General features: G+C 63.0%; 18 protein-coding genes and 1 pseudogene. 14 read left to right on the forward strand and 5 right to left on the reverse strand.

Going from position 1 to position 14,835, the window contains the following annotated elements; translation table 11 throughout:
- Positions 1 to 117: pseudogene (locus tag EWE75_RS22445) on the forward strand (IS5/IS1182 family transposase); the annotation flags it as partial.
- Positions 118 to 294: 177 nt separating this feature from the next.
- Here the strand turns inward: EWE75_RS22445 and EWE75_RS22450 are convergent.
- The 4 genes from EWE75_RS22450 to EWE75_RS22465 are packed head-to-tail and all read right to left on the reverse strand — an operon-like array spanning position 295 to position 3,329.
- A complete protein-coding gene (locus EWE75_RS22450; RefSeq protein WP_130160303.1) occupies positions 295 to 1,056 on the reverse strand; it encodes an anti-sigma factor family protein in 762 nt (253 codons plus the stop codon).
- Positions 1,053 to 1,562, reverse strand: coding sequence for an RNA polymerase sigma factor (locus EWE75_RS22455; RefSeq protein WP_130160304.1), 510 nt, complete (start codon positions 1,560 to 1,562; stop codon positions 1,053 to 1,055). Before EWE75_RS22455 ends, EWE75_RS22450 begins: the two co-directional genes overlap by 4 nt.
- 2 nt (positions 1,563 to 1,564) lie before the next feature.
- The gene (locus tag EWE75_RS22460) at positions 1,565 to 3,004 is read right to left on the reverse strand and encodes a YncE family protein (RefSeq protein ID WP_130160305.1); all 1,440 of its coding nucleotides are present in this window, start codon (positions 3,002 to 3,004) and stop codon (positions 1,565 to 1,567) included.
- A 1-nt stretch (position 3,005) separates the two neighbouring features.
- Positions 3,006 to 3,329 carry a DUF305 domain-containing protein gene (locus EWE75_RS22465; protein ID WP_427915814.1) on the reverse strand — a complete coding sequence of 108 codons (324 nt, stop codon included), beginning with the start codon at positions 3,327 to 3,329 and terminating at the stop codon, positions 3,006 to 3,008.
- A gap of 515 nt (positions 3,330 to 3,844) precedes the next feature.
- Here EWE75_RS22465 and EWE75_RS22470 point away from each other — a divergent pair.
- From EWE75_RS22470 to EWE75_RS25195, 13 genes are all read left to right on the forward strand, one after another.
- Complete coding sequence (locus EWE75_RS22470; protein ID WP_130160307.1) at positions 3,845 to 4,939, forward strand: TQO small subunit DoxD; 1,095 nt, start codon at positions 3,845 to 3,847, stop codon at positions 4,937 to 4,939.
- A gap of 65 nt (positions 4,940 to 5,004) precedes the next feature.
- The gene (locus EWE75_RS22475; RefSeq protein WP_130160308.1) at positions 5,005 to 5,562 is read left to right on the forward strand and encodes a DsrE family protein; all 558 of its coding nucleotides are present in this window, start codon (positions 5,005 to 5,007) and stop codon (positions 5,560 to 5,562) included.
- A 26-nt stretch (positions 5,563 to 5,588) separates the two neighbouring features.
- The gene (locus EWE75_RS22480) at positions 5,589 to 6,602 is read left to right on the forward strand and encodes a substrate-binding domain-containing protein (RefSeq protein WP_130160309.1); all 1,014 of its coding nucleotides are present in this window, start codon (positions 5,589 to 5,591) and stop codon (positions 6,600 to 6,602) included.
- Between the two features lie 60 nt (positions 6,603 to 6,662).
- Complete coding sequence (locus EWE75_RS22485; protein ID WP_130160310.1) at positions 6,663 to 7,742, forward strand: catalase family peroxidase; 1,080 nt, start codon at positions 6,663 to 6,665, stop codon at positions 7,740 to 7,742.
- A 29-nt stretch (positions 7,743 to 7,771) separates the two neighbouring features.
- Positions 7,772 to 8,338 carry a cytochrome b gene (locus EWE75_RS22490; protein WP_231708522.1) on the forward strand — a complete coding sequence of 189 codons (567 nt, stop codon included), beginning with the start codon at positions 7,772 to 7,774 and terminating at the stop codon, positions 8,336 to 8,338.
- Entirely contained in the window at positions 8,335 to 9,225 is an 891-nt protein-coding gene (locus tag EWE75_RS22495) for a LysR family transcriptional regulator (protein WP_130160312.1), read from the forward strand. The genes EWE75_RS22490 and EWE75_RS22495 overlap by 4 nt, the downstream gene beginning before the upstream one ends.
- Positions 9,226 to 9,431: 206 nt before the next feature.
- Complete coding sequence (locus tag EWE75_RS22500; protein WP_231708523.1) at positions 9,432 to 10,514, forward strand: YeiH family protein; 1,083 nt, start codon at positions 9,432 to 9,434, stop codon at positions 10,512 to 10,514.
- Positions 10,515 to 10,561: 47 nt separating this feature from the next.
- On the forward strand, positions 10,562 to 11,548 hold the full coding sequence (locus EWE75_RS22505; RefSeq protein WP_130160313.1) for an MBL fold metallo-hydrolase: 987 nt from the start codon (positions 10,562 to 10,564) through the stop codon (positions 11,546 to 11,548).
- Between the two features lie 26 nt (positions 11,549 to 11,574).
- Positions 11,575 to 11,868 (forward strand): hypothetical protein, encoded by a 294-nt coding sequence (locus EWE75_RS22510; RefSeq protein WP_130160314.1) that lies wholly within the window; start codon positions 11,575 to 11,577, stop codon positions 11,866 to 11,868.
- Entirely contained in the window at positions 11,856 to 12,695 is an 840-nt protein-coding gene (locus EWE75_RS22515; protein WP_130160315.1) for an MbnB/TglH/ChrH family RiPP precursor modification enzyme, read from the forward strand. The genes EWE75_RS22510 and EWE75_RS22515 overlap by 13 nt, the downstream gene beginning before the upstream one ends.
- Positions 12,696 to 12,711: 16 nt before the next feature.
- Positions 12,712 to 13,383, forward strand: a complete 672-nt coding sequence (locus EWE75_RS22520; protein ID WP_165388495.1) for an HvfC/BufC family peptide modification chaperone — start codon at positions 12,712 to 12,714, stop codon at positions 13,381 to 13,383.
- 2 nt (positions 13,384 to 13,385) lie between these two features.
- A complete protein-coding gene (locus tag EWE75_RS22525; protein WP_231708524.1) occupies positions 13,386 to 13,991 on the forward strand; it encodes an HvfX family Cu-binding RiPP maturation protein in 606 nt (201 codons plus the stop codon).
- A gap of 118 nt (positions 13,992 to 14,109) precedes the next feature.
- Positions 14,110 to 14,247 (forward strand): hypothetical protein, encoded by a 138-nt coding sequence (locus EWE75_RS25195; RefSeq protein WP_165388496.1) that lies wholly within the window; start codon positions 14,110 to 14,112, stop codon positions 14,245 to 14,247.
- Positions 14,248 to 14,461: 214 nt separating this feature from the next.
- Here EWE75_RS25195 and EWE75_RS22530 read toward each other — a convergent pair whose 3' ends face one another.
- Entirely contained in the window at positions 14,462 to 14,668 is a 207-nt protein-coding gene (locus EWE75_RS22530) for a hypothetical protein (protein ID WP_130160318.1), read from the reverse strand.
- Positions 14,669 to 14,835: the final 167 nt, after the last annotated feature.

Consider the following 14,835-nt stretch of genomic DNA (forward strand, 5'->3'; position numbering starts at 1 on the left):
AATCGGTGCCGTCGCCTGGCCAAGGACTGGGAAGCCTCCATCGCTTCGTCCGAAGCCTGGATGGTCGTCTCGTCCATCAGGAGAATGACGCGCCGTATCGCCAAACTCCAATTATGAGTCGGGCTCTTAAGCCTCATGCCGCTTCTTCTCCCCGCGGACCTGTAGGTCTTCCCTCGACCTCGCAAGCGATTGACCGCGAGCCTACAACCCTCACAGACGGTATACTGATAACATAGCGTGGGTCAGAGTTCGATAACCGGAGGGGCGCATTGCCGTACTTGCGGGGATGCTAACCTAAGTCCTACTAAGCTGCCGCTGTGCTTCTTCAGCAATGGGATGCAAAGCCTCGGGCGAGCGGGCGCCCACCACGCTATAGCCCATCCCGTTCAACGCCCAACTCACTCGGCCGACATCGCCATCGCGGGTACCCGCCATCGGGGCGCTCTTGTCGATCTTCATTGGCCGGGTGAGCAACGCCACGCTGGTGGAACCGGCGCCGTTATAAAGAAACAGCGCGGCCGGCCCGTGCGGCGTGGCGACGAGCTGCCCGCCCGCGTAGCGATATCCCGAACGGCGCAGGTCCGGAATCGCCACCCGCCTGCCGAATCGGATCGAAGCCGCGCGGATCAGACCGGCGCCGTTGTCGGGCCTCATTTCACCAGGCAAAGGCGTATCGATGGCGAAAACCCTATAATTGTCGGTCGCCTCCTGCTCCAGCGACTTGATGCCCGCCGACGCCGGCATGAACTGGCGCGCGCTCATCCACCCTCCGCCATAGCCCACGGCCAGCAGCAAGGATGCGGCCAGCGCGGCGTGCCAGCCCGGCCGGCGCCGCCGCTCGCGGATCGCGTCGATGCGCATGGCGGCCGGTATCGGCTGCGCAGCGACCGGTGCGAAAGCAGCGGCGAGCGCTCGCGCCTGCTCCGCCTGATTGATCAGCCGCATCCGCACGTCCGGATGCGCTGACAGAAACGCCGCGACGACGGGTTGGCGCTCGGGCGAGAGGCGACCGTCGATCCACGCCATCAGATCGTCATCGCCCACCGGGCTTGTCACTTCGCGCTCCTTACTTGCGGCTGGTCGCCAGCGGCCAACATTGCAGAAAGGCGGCCGCGACCGCGCGATATCCGCGACATGACCGTGCCGATCGGAACACCCAAAACTGCTGCAGCTTCAGCATATGACAGATCCTCGACCGACACGAGCAACAGTACCGCGCGTTGCTCGACCGGCAAGGCATCAAGCGCGCGGAGCACGTCGCCATGATGCAATCCGGCCTCCTGTGCCGGCGCAACGCCGATCATCGCTTCATCCACGTCCTCGATTGGCACCATGCCGCCACGGCGTTTCTGGCGGCGACCGTAGTCGACCAGCAGATTATGCAGTATTGCGTAGAGCCACGGCCGAACATTATCGCCGCGCCGTCGCCACCAGCCTGCCACCGCGCGCTCCAGACAATCCTGCACGAGATCGTCCGCTGCCGCCGCGTCACGCGTCCACGCCAGCGCGTAACGGCGCAGGCCGGGGATAAGCGGCTCAATTGCGGCGGCGAGCGCGTCCATGCTTACGGACGTTGAACCTGGATGATCTTGCCCGGGACGCCATTCACCGCCTCGGCAATGACGAGGACGCGCGGGGCCTGGCTGACATCGCCTTGCACCACCTGACGGATCGGGCCTGATGCATTGACGATCGCCGAACCAGCGGGATTGGTCATGAACGTGGCAAGCGGCTCAAGTGCGCCGGAACCATCGGGCTTCGCACCGAAAGCGAGCACATAGGGGTGTTTTGGCTGGAGGCCGGTTACGGAGGCTTCAAGGATCTGAATCAGCCCTTGGTCGAAAAGACTGACGCTGGTGGGCGTACCGCCAGTGCCTACCGTCGCCAGTACGAGGTGCGTCGTCTGACCGGCGGTTCCAAGCGGCTGGAGATTGGCCATTCCGCCGCCTTCGGAGACGGCGTTGGGTACATAGGCGATGGCCTGGGGTGCCTGGCCGATCGGCACCTCTCCGATGACGGTGTTCGTCGCAGTGTCGATCGCGGCAAGCTTGTCGTCGTTTTCCAGGCCAACGTAGATACGGCTACCGTCACCCGACGGCCAGACGCCGTGCGGCAGCTTCCCGACCGGCACCGTTGCCACCTGAGCGAAAGTTTCGGTGCGGAACACCTTCACCTCGTTGAGGCCGCCCACCGAAACATAGGCGAAGCTGCCCTTGCGCGTCCGCGCAAAGTTGACGTGGTTTGTGATTGGCCCGGTGTCGATCACCTTGAGCACGGCAAACGGCGGGCGCGCGTCGAACGCGACCGTCTTGCCAACATCCTTCAGCGTAAACCAGACCTGCTTGCCATCGGGGCTGGCGGCGATATTCGGACAGAACGGACTCGGCTGGGCAACATGGCCGACGATCTGATGGCTCGCGACATCGAACACGACCAGATCGGGGTTGAACGAGGAACAGACATAGCCGTAGCGCCCATCGGGCGAGAAAATCGTCATGCCTGGGCCGCCCGGCGTCTTCAGCCGCGTCTTCTCCTCGAAGCTGACAGGATCGAGCACCGAGATATAATCCTCGCCGCGCACCGTGACCCAGACCTCCTTGCCGTCCGGCGTGAAGAAGGCTTCGTGGGGGCTGCGACCGATATAGGTGGTGTGCTTGACCGTGTTGGTCGCGGTGTCGATCCAAGTTACCGAGTTGGATCCGATGGATACCACCGCCAGCGTCTTGCCGTCCGGCGAATAGCCAAGACCATGCACCAGCACCTGCCCCTTGTAGAGCGGAGAGAAGTTCGCGGGCTGCGGATCACCCAGCTTGATCACCCCGAGCAGGCGGTTGTCGGCGGGATCGGTGACGGAGAGGGTGTTGGAGAATTGTTCGGCCGCATACACGCGGTCATGATGGCTGACCGGCACATCCCGGCTTGCCCAGGGGGCCTGCTGCGCCGAGGCGGGAACAATGGCAGTCGTCGCGAGCAACGCTGCGGAGACGATAGCGCTACGGATCATTTCAATGCTCCATTCTCATCGGCGACATCGCGCCTTGCGTGGGGGCGGGCATAGACGGCGGGAGCGGTTTGCCGAGCGCCAGTTGCATCGCCGCGATTTCCTGTTGCTGATCGACGATGATCTCCTGCGCGATCCGCTTGAGTTGGTCGTTGCGGCCATATTTGAGCTCGGCAACGGCCATGTCGATCGCGCCTTGATGATGCGGCGTCATCATCGCCTCAAAATCGCGGTCGACGTCGCCGCTGGGCTTGATCGTCATGGCCGCCATCATACGATCCATCGCCGCGGCGGTCGCGGCAAGGAAGGGATGCTCGTTATTAGCTATCTCCGCTGCCGTTGCCGCCCCGCCAGCGAGCAGCAGAGGCAGAACGAGAAGACCAAACTTGTTCCTGGACAACGTGCCCTCCTGTGCCGTGCGATTGATGGTGGAGACGAAACCAACGACGATTTATTCCCCCGGGCGCGCAATTGTTTTGGCAGCGCGGAACAACAACGAGATCGACCCACCGTCGCTGACGCCACCGATCGGGGCATTCGGAGCCGCATTCAAACCGTCTGTATGAGCTGCATTGGCACGCCTCCGCGTCAGCACGTTAACGCCAGTTCAGATCGAACACCGGTCGAAGCGCCAAGGCAATCTTATTGGCTCGTCCTATTCATAACAAACGCCGATTAAAACCATACGTTATGATAATTTATCCGCACGCCGCTGTGTGCCTATCTCCCGAGCATCACTCGCAATGAGCCGGTCGGTCGAGTTGGATCGACTGACCGGTTCGATGTCACGGCTCGCCTCACCATCGCTGCGATGCCGAAGCGCAACTCATCTGGATAAGTATCATGACAGCCATTGCATCGACGAAGCAACGCGGCGCATTTCCCACGACTCTGACCGGACCGGGAGATGCGACCTTATGGTGGAGCGCGGGCCTGGCGCTGCTTTCCGTGCGGTTTATCCAGGGGTTCATCTACTGGGGCGGCGGTTCGCGGCGGTTCATCTACGCCCCATCCAAGCTCGATCCCAGCGCGCATACCTGGATGGCCAACAAGTTTCAGACCGCGATGCCGGGCGCGCTGCTCGGCATGGATCATGTCATCAGTTTCATGCTGCAACATTTCTACGTGCTTTACGCAGGCGTAATCCTGTTCAGCGCCGCTGAACTCATCGTCGGCGTGATGCTGATGGCGGGATTCATGACACGAGCCGCAGCGGTAACGTCGATGGGCCTGTCCGTGGTGCTGATGCTCATGTTCGGTTGGCAGGGCGCCACCTGTATCGATGAGTGGACGATGGCGGCTTGCAACCTCGCGATGGGCGCCACCCTCACGATGGGCGGTGCGGGCGCCTATTCGATCGACCGGCGGCTGCTGGCACGGCACCCCGGCTTGGCCGAAACAGGCTGGTTCCGCTGGGCATCCGGGGCGCTGCCGCTCAACCTCGGAAAGGACACGCTGCGCAAGGTCGGCCTTGCCGTGTTCGCCTGCGTGGCCGTGTTTAACGTGGCCACCTACAGCTATTATCGCGGATCCGTCGTAACGCCGTTTCACGGCGGTCCGGTCAGCCCGACGAAGCACCATCTGACACTGGACAATGCTTCGATCGACAAGGCCGGCATTGTACGTTTCCACGTCTATCTCGATGCCGGCACCCCGGAAGCTCCTGTCCATGTCGTGACGGCCGCTCTGCTCGATGCCGGGCACAGGCCGGTCGGGGGCTGGAGCACGCCAGTCCTTTCGGCGATGCCCAAAACGGCTTTCGCCAATGACTATGCGTACAACAAGTTCGGCACCGGCCCATTCGGCATCAAGGCACCGATGGGCGCCAAAGCAACGATCACGCTGCCGCAGCTGAGCAACGGCACGACGTCACGCGCAGCGTATGTCCAGTTGGTCGACGTCGATGGCAGCCAGTTCACCGCGCCGCTTGCACGCTGACCCTGCTTTTCGACGACATCCCAATTTTCGCCACTGCCGACACTGCAATACCAAGGAGAATATTCATGCGCATTTTCGCACCTCTACTTGTCCTGGGGGCGCTAATTGCCGCCGCCCCCGCTGCACAGGCAGCCGAACAGCCGGCCGGGTTCTGGACCACGCCTACGATCCACGGATTTGGACGCATCCACTATCTGCCAGATGCGGCGTACCGTCCCCGCGCAGATCAGACCTATCGCATTGTTTTTTCGGTGACGCAGGATGCCAAGTCGCCCGGCACCGTTAACGCTTCGCTCGATCACGTCGCGCGTACCGTCAACCTTTATGCGGCCGCGGGCGTGCCGCTCAGCCACCTGAAATTTGTCGCGATCGTTTCAGGCGGCGCCACCCCGCTGGTCATGAACAACGTGCAGTTCCGCGCGGCTTACGGCGTTGACAACCCCAACCTACCGCTCGTCGCGGAACTTCGCCAGGCAGGCGTGGATGTGGCGGTCTGCGGCCAAGCAGTGGCCGAGCATGACATTCAATATGACTGGATAAATCCGGGCATCACCCTTGCGCTCTCGGGGCTGACGACGGTCACGACGCTGGAACACCAAGGCTACGATCTGCTGCAATTGTGAACCGTAGAGCGACAAAGGATTCCGTTATGTCTTATCTCCCCCGGATCGTTCTGGGCGCGCTGGCATCAGCATCGCTTTTCATCACCGTGCCGGCCTCCGCTCAAGCACCCGCCACGCCTGCTATACCGCGCGCCAATCTCGGGGTGTATCCCCCGTGGCAGGACGGGCGGAACAACGATGCGGAACAACGCGGACTGGAATTCACCGTTCCGGAGGTGGACAATCTCGCTGACTTCCACGGCAATCCTGTCCAACCGATGCTCGTCCTCTTCGTCGGCGGCAATTACTTCTTCGCGATGGCGCCTCTGGTGGCCGCGTTCGAGGCGCGCTATCCCGAATATCAGGGTAGGCTCTACTGGGAAACGCTTCCGCCCGGCCTCCTCGTCAAGCAAATCAAGGCCGAGGGTACGATCACGGTCGGCAACATGACCTGGACTGTAAAGCCGGACGTTTACCTGGCCGGTTTGGCAGCGGTGAAAACGCAGGTCGGGGCGGGCATTTTGACCGGCCCGGCGGTACCGTACGTCACCAACACTTTGACGATCATGGTGCCGAAGGGCAATCCGGCGCATATCTCCAGCCTGACCGATTTGGGTAAGCCGGGCGTCATGCTGGCAATGCCAAATCCCGCGTTCGAAGGGGTTGCCCGGCAGATCAAGGCATCGCTCGCCAAGGCTGGCGGCGATGCGCTGGACACGCTGGTTTACCAGACCAAAGTGGCGGACGGCACGACGCTACTGACCCAGATTCACCATCGTCAAACGCCGCTTTGGCTGATGGAGGGGAAAGTACAGGCTGCGGTCACGTGGCAATCTGAGGCGATGTTCCAGGAACAGGCCGGGCATCCTATCGCGTCGGTGGCAATACCCGAGGCACAGAACACCACGGCAATCTATGCGGGGGCAATGGTCACGGATGCTCCCCACCCCGTTGCCGCGCGGCGCTGGCTGGATTTCATCCGATCACCGGAAGCGTTGAAGGTTTTCCAGCGATATGGGTTCACACCTTATACGCCTTCGGTGACAAAGGCGGTGGAATAAAGCGTACCCCTTGGTCGTCATGCGTTTCTCAGATAACGCCCCTCTTGGATGGACACGCTTATGCCCCCCTTCAGCCGAGCCAAGGCCAGTGCCTTTGCCGTTATCGGTGCCATCGTCCTGTTGCTCGTCGGCGCGTTTGCCTGGGCAGCGGGCTGGATCGGCCCGCGTCGGATCAACGGCGGCGACGTGACCGCTGCGCTTGAGTACAACACCGGCAAGCCGGAACACGGCTACAGGCGCGCGCACTCCAAAGGCATCTGCTTCAGCGGCAGCTTTGCAGGCAATGGCGCGGGCAGTGCACTTTCCACGGCCAGTGCTTTCAAGAGCGGCCGCTATCCGGTGATCGGACGCTTCTCGCTGGCCGGCGGGAACCCGCTGGCGGGCGACGGGCGTAATGTGTTTCACTCGATGGCGCTGATCCTGAAGACCCCGGACGGGCAGGAATGGCGGCTGGCGATGGACCATACCCCGATCTTCCCGGTAGCGGACGTCGCCTCGTTCATCGCCCTTCAACGCGCTACAAAGCCAGACCCCAAGACCGGCAAGCCCGATCCTGCCGTGATGAAACCCTTCCTTGCAGCGCATCCCGAAGTAAAGGCGTTCCAGGCGTTCATGATGAAGGCGGTTCTGCCCAACAGCTTCGCCAACGCGACCTACTACAGCATCAACGCTTTTCGCTTCACCGATGCAGGCGGCACGACGCGCATCGTGCGCTGGCAGTTCGAGCCGGAGGCGCCGCTCGTCGGCCTCGACAAAAAGCATCTCGAAGCGATGCCGCGCGACGCCCTGTTCAACGAGATCATCGCCCGCACGGCGAAGGGCCCGTCGCGGTGGCACCTGAAACTGCTGGTCGCCAATCCAGGTGACGTTACCGACAAAGCCACGGTCGCATGGACGGGGCCGCACCGGACGATCGACGCTGGCACGCTGACGATCGATGCGGTCCAGCCCGAGGAGACCGGCGCCTGCCGCGATATGAACTTCGATCCCACCATCCTGCCGCCTGGTATCGCGGTCTCTGATGATCCGCTGCTGGCAGCGCGATCCAAGGCGTATTCATCGTCCTTCACCCGACGCGCGATCGAAGGATCACATTCCAGCGCGGTTGGCGAAGACCTCGCGAAGGAGCATGCCCGATGAACCGCCGGTCGCCTGATTTTCATCCCGCCTTGCGGCTGATCCATTGGCTGATGGTCGCTCTGGTCTTCACCATGCTGTTCGTCGGTGTCGGCATGGTATCGACTGCGGGACCGGCCTATGTTTCCCTGCTGGCATTGCACCGGCCGATCGGCATCGCCATTCTGGCGCTGGTACTGGTCCGCCTGCCACTGCGCCTTGCCACGGGCGCGCCCCCGCTGCCCGACGATCTGCCGACCATGCAAAAACGCATCGCCTGGGGTTCGCATGTGCTGTTGTATCTGACGCTGTTCGCCATGCCGCTGATCGGCTGGGGGATGCTGTCCGCCGGGGGCTATCCCGTGCAGGTGACGAAGGGGTTTACGCTGCCGCCGATCCTGCCGCATGATCTCCGGCTCTACGCCGTCCTGCGGGAAGCGCACACGGTCATCGCCCTGCTGTTCTTCGCGCTGATCCTCGCCCATCTTGCCGCTGCATTGATGCACGGGCTGATCCGCCGCGACGGCGTGTTCAGAAGCATGACGACAGGCCACCGCCGCGTGCCAGCAACCACGTCGGAACATGATCATTCCGAGGATACGGTGCGCCCCTTGGCATGACGCTGGAACAACTCCGCATTTTTGTCGCCGTCGCGGAGCGTGAACACGTGACGCGCGCGGCGGAATCGGTGGGTGTGACGCAATCGGCGGCGAGCGGTGCGGTCGCGACGCTGGAGGCGCGCCACGACGTCAAGCTGTTCCACCGTGTCGGTCGTGGTATCGAGTTGACGGACGCGGGTCGCTTTTTCCTGGGCGAAGCCCGCGCCGTGCTGGGGCGCGCGGCAGAAGCCGAAAGCGCGCTTACCGAATATGGCGGGCTGAAGCGCGGCCATCTCAAACTCGTCGCCAGTCAGACGATCGCGGCCTATTGGCTTCCCGAACGGCTCGCCGCCTTTCACCGCCGCTATCCGATGATCGAATTGTCGGTCGCGATCGGCAATACCGAGGGTGCCGCCCGCATGGTCAGCGAGGGCGAGGCGGAACTCGGCTTCATCGAAGGGAGGATCGACGATCCCGCTCTGGCGCATTGGCCGGTCGACAAGGATCGTATGCTGTTGGTGAGCAGCACCCCCGCCGAGGCGATCACGAGCGACTGGCTAAGGTCCGCGCCGTGGATCATGCGCGAAACGGGCTCCGGCACCCGCTCGACCTTCGAGGAAGCGATAAGCGACCGGGGTATCGAGCCGAACGACCTGAATGTCGTGCTGACGCTCCCCTCCAACGAATCGGTTCTGGCCGCGGTGCGAGCCGGCGTCGGGTGCGCGGTGCTGTCACAGCTTGTGGTTACGCCGATGCTCGAAAATCGCTCGCTGTTCGCTCTGCCCTTTGAACTGCCCGCGCGCCCCTTTTTCGGGCTGCGACAGAAGGAACGGTATCGCAGCAAGGCGGCTGACGCGCTGCTGGAGGCGATCAAGAACCACGATGCCCAGCCCGACTGGGTCATCTGATCGTCAGGCACGATCGGAATAACGGTGTGCAGCGAGGGGCTAACCGCAGCCAACGCGCCGTCGCGCGGCGGCAACAGCGACAATGCGCCGCGACCGCCACGATATGACGCGCAACTGATCTTCCGGACCGATCGGAACCATACGATCTGATCGTTGGAAGGATGAAATAGCCGGGTCCACTTGTCTCCTGACCCGAGGAGACGACCGTGACCGCTTATACCCTGCCCCATTCAGACCGCCTGCCCGGCGCGCGGTTGTTGCCCGGGCTGGCGCTTTGTCTCGGCGTAACCGGCGTGGCGTTCGCGGTGCAGCGCATCGAGGAGGCCCTGTTCGGCCGCGCCTGGCTCGAAGCCCTGGTGCTTGCCATCCTGATCGGCACGGTGATCCGCAGTGCCTGGACGCCGGACAGGCGCTGGCTTCCTGGCATCACGTTCAGCGCCAAGTTCCTGCTCGAACTCGCGGTGGTGTTGCTCGGCGCGTCGGTCAGCGCCGCGACGATCCTCGCGGCTGGCCCGGGGCTGCTGCTCGGCATCGCCGGCGTGGTGGTGGTGGCGATCGGGACGAGCTTCCTGATCGGGCGGCTCCTGCACCTGCCGCCGCGCATGGCGCTGCTCGTCGCGTGCGGCAACTCGATTTGCGGTAATTCCGCGATCGCCGCCGTCGCGCCGGTGATCGGCGCCGATGGCGACGATGTCGCCGCCTCGATCGGGTTCACCGCCGTACTCGGCGTGGCTGTCGTACTCGGTTTGCCCCTGCTTGGGCTCGCGCTGCACCTGGATGGGCTGCAATATGGCGCGCTTGCCGGGCTGACCGTTTATGCCGTGCCGCAGGTGATTGCCGCCGCCGCGCCCGCCGGTTCCGCCGCCGTCCAGATGGGCACACTGGTAAAGCTCGTGCGTGTCCTGATGCTCGGGCCGGTGTGTCTGCTGCTGTCGCTGGTCGCGCCGCGGCTGCGCGAGGAGACGGACGAAACCGCCCCGCACGTCACCACGGGCGAGCGCCCGGCGCGCGGCCGCCTGCCCCTCCACCATCTGGTGCCGTGGTTCATCATCGGCTTCCTGGTGCTGGTCGCGGTCCGCTCTTTCGGGCTGATCCCGCACGCCGCGCTCGCGCCGGCGAACGAGATCGCGACGCTGCTCACGGTGGTGTCGATGGCTGCGCTCGGGCTTGGCGTGGACGTTCGCACCGTGGCGAACGCCGGTGGCCGCGTCACCGCCGCGGTGGTGCTGTCGCTGCTGGTGCTCGGCGTCGTCAGCCTTGGCCTGATCCACCTGCTCGGGCTCGCGTGACCGAACTCCCCCCGATTTTCCCCAAGCCATCAGACAGGAACCTCGAAATGAAGATCTCCCTATCCCTGCTCCCACTCACTGCGGGACTCGCGCTGGCCGGTTGCTTTGGCCAAACCGCCCCGTCGGACGCCAACAAGGGGCAATCACAACAGGCTTCAGCGCAGGCTAATCAGCCTGCCGACTGCCATTCGGGCATCTCGCTGCAACTGCTCGGCTCGGGCGGACCGATCTCGGACGACGCGCGTGCGTCGTCGGGCGCGGTGATTTGGATCGGCGGCAAGGCACGGCTCCTGATCGATGCAGGTGGGGGCACCTACCTGCGCTACGGCGAGTCCGGCGCGCGGCTGGAAGACCTCGATTTCATCGGCATCTCGCACTTTCACACCGACCACGTTGCCGATCTGCCCGCGATCCTGAAGGGCGCGTATTTTCTGGGCAGTACGCATGATGTGAAGCTGGTTGGCCCGACCGGCAATGCGAACTTCCCGAGCATGACCACCTTCTTCGACCGCGAGTTCGGCCATGGGGGCGGAGCGTTCCAATATCTCTCGGGGCTGGCCAAAGCCTCGGATGGTCTGAAACTCGCTGTTCACCCAGCAGACGCCGATGTGAAGGCGTCGGTCCGCACCCTGATCTGGCAAGGCGATGGTGTCACCGTCTACGCCTATGGCATTCCGCACGGCGACGTGCCCGCGCTCGCCTTCCGGATCGAAACGCCGAAAGGCGTCATCGTCCTGTCGGCCGACCAGAATGGCAGCCGCAAAGGGTTCGTCGATTTCGCGCGCGGTGCCGACATCCTGATGATGCCGGCCGCGATTGATGACGATGCAGACGCGCAATCCCGTTTCCTCCACGCCACCCCCACCGTGGTCGGGCAATTAGCCGCCGCCGTGCAGCCGAAGATGCTCGTCCTCGATCACTTCATGGGCCGTGCGCTGAAGGACAAGGACGAGAACGTCGGGATCATCCGCCGTTTCTACCACGGGCCGGTCTTTGCCGGCCGCGATCTCTCTTGCTTCCCCCTGCCCCGCTGACTTCCTCTCTCACCAAGGAGTTATCCATGAAACACGAACTTATCCTCGGTATCGCCGCCACCTCATTGCTCAGTGCGCAGGCCTTCGCCGCGCCGCAGGCCTCGCCACCTGCCCCGACCAGCCAGGCCGCAAAGGGCGGCGGCAAGTGCGCCAGCGGCAAATGCGGCACCGAGAAGATCTACAGCCAGACCAAGCTCCAGCATGATCCCAACGGCCAGCTCGTCCGCGCACGTGACGGCACGTGTGGGATAACCGGAAAAGGCCACCAAGTCGGCGAGAACAGCCGGACGCGGCTGGCGGAGGGCGTATGCGGTCGCTGACATCCGAAGCGCGCGGACTCGGGCTTCGGCCCGAGTTCATCACGGACCTGATCGACGTGCCCCTCGTCAGCGGTCTCGATTTTCTCGAAATCGCGCCCGAGAACTGGATGAACATCGGTGGCCGCAAGCGCGACCAACTCGACCAACTCGCCGATCGTTATCCACTGATCGCACATGGCCTCAGCCTTTCGATTGGCGATGCCGAGCCGCTCAACCTTAGCTTCGTACGTGAGATACGCAGCTTTCTCGATGCGTATGGAATCGAGCTCTACAGCGACCACCTGAGCGCCGCGCGCGACAGCACGGGCTATCTCTACGATCTCGTCCCCATTCCCCGCCGACCGGAGAATGTCGCGTACCTCGCCGACCGGATTGCCCAGGTACAGGACGTTACCGGCCGGCGATTGGTGCTGGAGAACATCTCCGCTTACCACGAGTATCCTGGTCAAATGCCCGAAGGCGACTTTCTGGCAGAGCTGGCACTGCGGTCCGGCTGCGGCATCCTGCTCGACATCAACAACGCCTATGTGAACGAGCGTAACCACGGTGCGGACGCACGCGCTTTCGTCGCGACATTGTCAGCCGAGACGATCGCCTATTATCACGTTGCCGGCCATCTCGAACTGGCGGACGGCACGATCCTCGACACGCACGGAACGCCTGTGGTCGACGCGGTGATCCAGCTCGCGCAGGATGTGTGGCGTCTGCATGGCCCACGCCCGCTGCTGCTTGAGCGCGACAATTTCGTGCCTGCGCTTGGCGATCTCGTCCATGATCTGACTGCGATCGGGCAGGCAGTGCGGGAGAGCCGCCATGCCTTTGCCTGAAGCAACGCCGCCAGCGATGGCTGTGGAACTTGGCGCGTTTTGCGCCCAGGTACGCGGCGACGGTACCGGCTTCTACGGTAAGCTATTACGCGAGAATGTCGGCGACGCGCTACGATCGTCGTTCCCGCTGTTCGCCGATCGTTTGGGGCTGGCCGCGCTGGGCGAGGCGGCCGACGCATTTGTTGTCGAGCACCCGGCGGTACGGCCGCAGTTCCACGGTATCGCTACCGAGTTTGTCGCCTTCGCACACACGCGGCTGTCGCTGTCACCGGTGCTCATGGCGCTGCTCGAATATGAATGGATGCTGCTCGCCGCCGAAATCGACCCGGCGCGCGTGCAAGCCGGTGGCATGGCTGACGCAAGGGTCGCGCTTAACCCGACGGTGCGGCTGGTGCTGCTTCCGTTCGACCTTACGCAAGATGGGTGGGCGTTGGCGCAAGGTGATGACGCGCAACGCCCATATGCCATCTTCCGCACGCCCGATCATGCGGTGCGCACGCTGCCGCTGACCCATCAGGCCTGTCTGCTGGTCGAGCAGGTCCGTGATGCCGGAGCAATCCTGCCCACCACACTCGCCCGCCTCACGGCAGCGCACGTTTCCGAACGCGAAACGCTTGCGTGGGTCACGCAGGAAATAGCGTCCAGCCTGCTCTGCCCCTTGCCCGAAACCCCTGGAGAAAACTCGTGAAAATGATCCCGCTTGTGCAAACCGCCCTCGACAAGGCTCACGCGTTGGACTTCATCGCGCCGCTGGCGATCCGTCTCTATCTGCTGCCAATTTTCTACGAAGGCGCGCATGCCAAGATTACTGGCTTCGCCGGACTGGTCCAATGGTTTGGTGCACCCGTGGCACAAGGCGGCCTCAATATGCCAGCGCCCCTGTTGATGGCGTTGCTCGCAACAGCGACAGAGACCGCGGGTTGCATCTGCCTCACACTCGGGCTGTTTACCCGACTGATCTCCATTCCGCTGATGGTCACGATGACGGTTGCCGGGCTATCCGTCCACTGGTCGCACGGGTGGGCGGCCATCGCGGGCAAGACAGCGGAATCCACGTTGCGGCTGCAAGGTTTCATGGAGTGGCTGGCGCAGAACTTTCCCGGCCGGTTCAACTATATCACGCAACTCGGCGATCCCGTGATACTCAACAATGGCATCGAGTTTACCGTTACCTACGTCATCATGCTTGCTGTGCTCTTCTTCCACGGCGGCGGGCGGTACATCAGCGTCGATTACTGGTTGAAATATAGGAAGCCACAACTTCAGTGCGACCCCCTGCCCGCAAGCATCATGTGACGACATCGAACAAGATATAATCTTGCCAGCGATGCATAACGTTGTTAAATTTTCTATTTTAGGTAGAACTATAGGTTCCCTTTAGGTTAAGCCGCAAACGGTTGGAGGGGAGCCTGACTTGATTCATCTGCCCCCCCGCCTAATCACCGAGGGCTATCGACACTTCCCGCTGAGTCTCGGCGTGCGCGAGGGAGAGGCCAGTATGGTGGTCGGCCACATCTATTTTCCGCCGAAGGGCAACGCGTGGCGTAAATGATCCCGGTTGCCCACTACTCTCGGGACGGAGACGAATCGTCACAGCAGCCCATCGCTTGACCTGGCCCGGCCATCCTACACAAAGCGCATGTTTGCTGTGTGGCGCCGAGCAGGCTGCGGAGCGAGGGTGTCAGGACGCAATTATCGCACGGCGCGACCGCGCCGACGCTGATCGACTGCACCGGCATGGCTTGGCATCGCCGCCAACGAACTGCCTACCGCACCGTCCAATCTTTTTCGGGCGAAACTGGAAAACCCGAGTCAACGATCTCTGCCTTGGTGCTCGGCTGATAGTCGGCCCGGCTATAGATGCGGCCGCGCTTAACGGTCGCTTCGACGCTTCTGATATTACGGATGTCAGCAGACGGGTCGGACCGGAGGATGACGAAGTTGGCAAGTTTGCCCGCCTCGAGCGATCCCATGTCGCGCTCTTGGCCGGCCGCCTCCGCGCCAACTAGTGCACTGACCCAATCGGGTGATTCACAATCGGTTGGTTTCGTGCGAGTCTGGCGGGATGTCCCAGATCGTATGTGTGATCGTAAACTCTGAAGATGCGGCGCGGTTGGCGTCGGTGGTCGCCGATCGAAAC

The organism is Sphingomonas populi, from assembly GCF_004208535.1.
GTDB classification, from domain to species: Bacteria; Pseudomonadota; Alphaproteobacteria; order Sphingomonadales; family Sphingomonadaceae; genus Sphingomonas; species Sphingomonas populi.

Coding starts and splice junctions, on each gene's coding strand:
- EWE75_RS22530 (WP_130160318.1), bottom strand. CDS start 14,668: ATGGGATCGCTCGAGGCGGGCAAACTTGCCAACTTCGTCATCCTCCGG.
- EWE75_RS22510 (WP_130160314.1), top strand. CDS start 11,575: ATGAAACACGAACTTATCCTCGGTATCGCCGCCACCTCATTGCTCAGT.
- EWE75_RS22455 (WP_130160304.1), bottom strand. CDS start 1,562: ATGGACGCGCTCGCCGCCGCAATTGAGCCGCTTATCCCCGGCCTGCGC.
- EWE75_RS22505 (WP_130160313.1), top strand. CDS start 10,562: ATGAAGATCTCCCTATCCCTGCTCCCACTCACTGCGGGACTCGCGCTG.
- EWE75_RS22480 (WP_130160309.1), top strand. CDS start 5,589: ATGTCTTATCTCCCCCGGATCGTTCTGGGCGCGCTGGCATCAGCATCG.
- EWE75_RS22460 (WP_130160305.1), bottom strand. CDS start 3,004: ATGATCCGTAGCGCTATCGTCTCCGCAGCGTTGCTCGCGACGACTGCC.
- EWE75_RS22485 (WP_130160310.1), top strand. CDS start 6,663: ATGCCCCCCTTCAGCCGAGCCAAGGCCAGTGCCTTTGCCGTTATCGGT.
- EWE75_RS22495 (WP_130160312.1), top strand. CDS start 8,335: ATGACGCTGGAACAACTCCGCATTTTTGTCGCCGTCGCGGAGCGTGAA.
- EWE75_RS22470 (WP_130160307.1), top strand. CDS start 3,845: ATGACAGCCATTGCATCGACGAAGCAACGCGGCGCATTTCCCACGACT.
- EWE75_RS22475 (WP_130160308.1), top strand. CDS start 5,005: ATGCGCATTTTCGCACCTCTACTTGTCCTGGGGGCGCTAATTGCCGCC.
- EWE75_RS22520 (WP_165388495.1), top strand. CDS start 12,712: ATGGCTGTGGAACTTGGCGCGTTTTGCGCCCAGGTACGCGGCGACGGT.
- EWE75_RS22515 (WP_130160315.1), top strand. CDS start 11,856: ATGCGGTCGCTGACATCCGAAGCGCGCGGACTCGGGCTTCGGCCCGAG.
- EWE75_RS22525 (WP_231708524.1), top strand. CDS start 13,386: ATGATCCCGCTTGTGCAAACCGCCCTCGACAAGGCTCACGCGTTGGAC.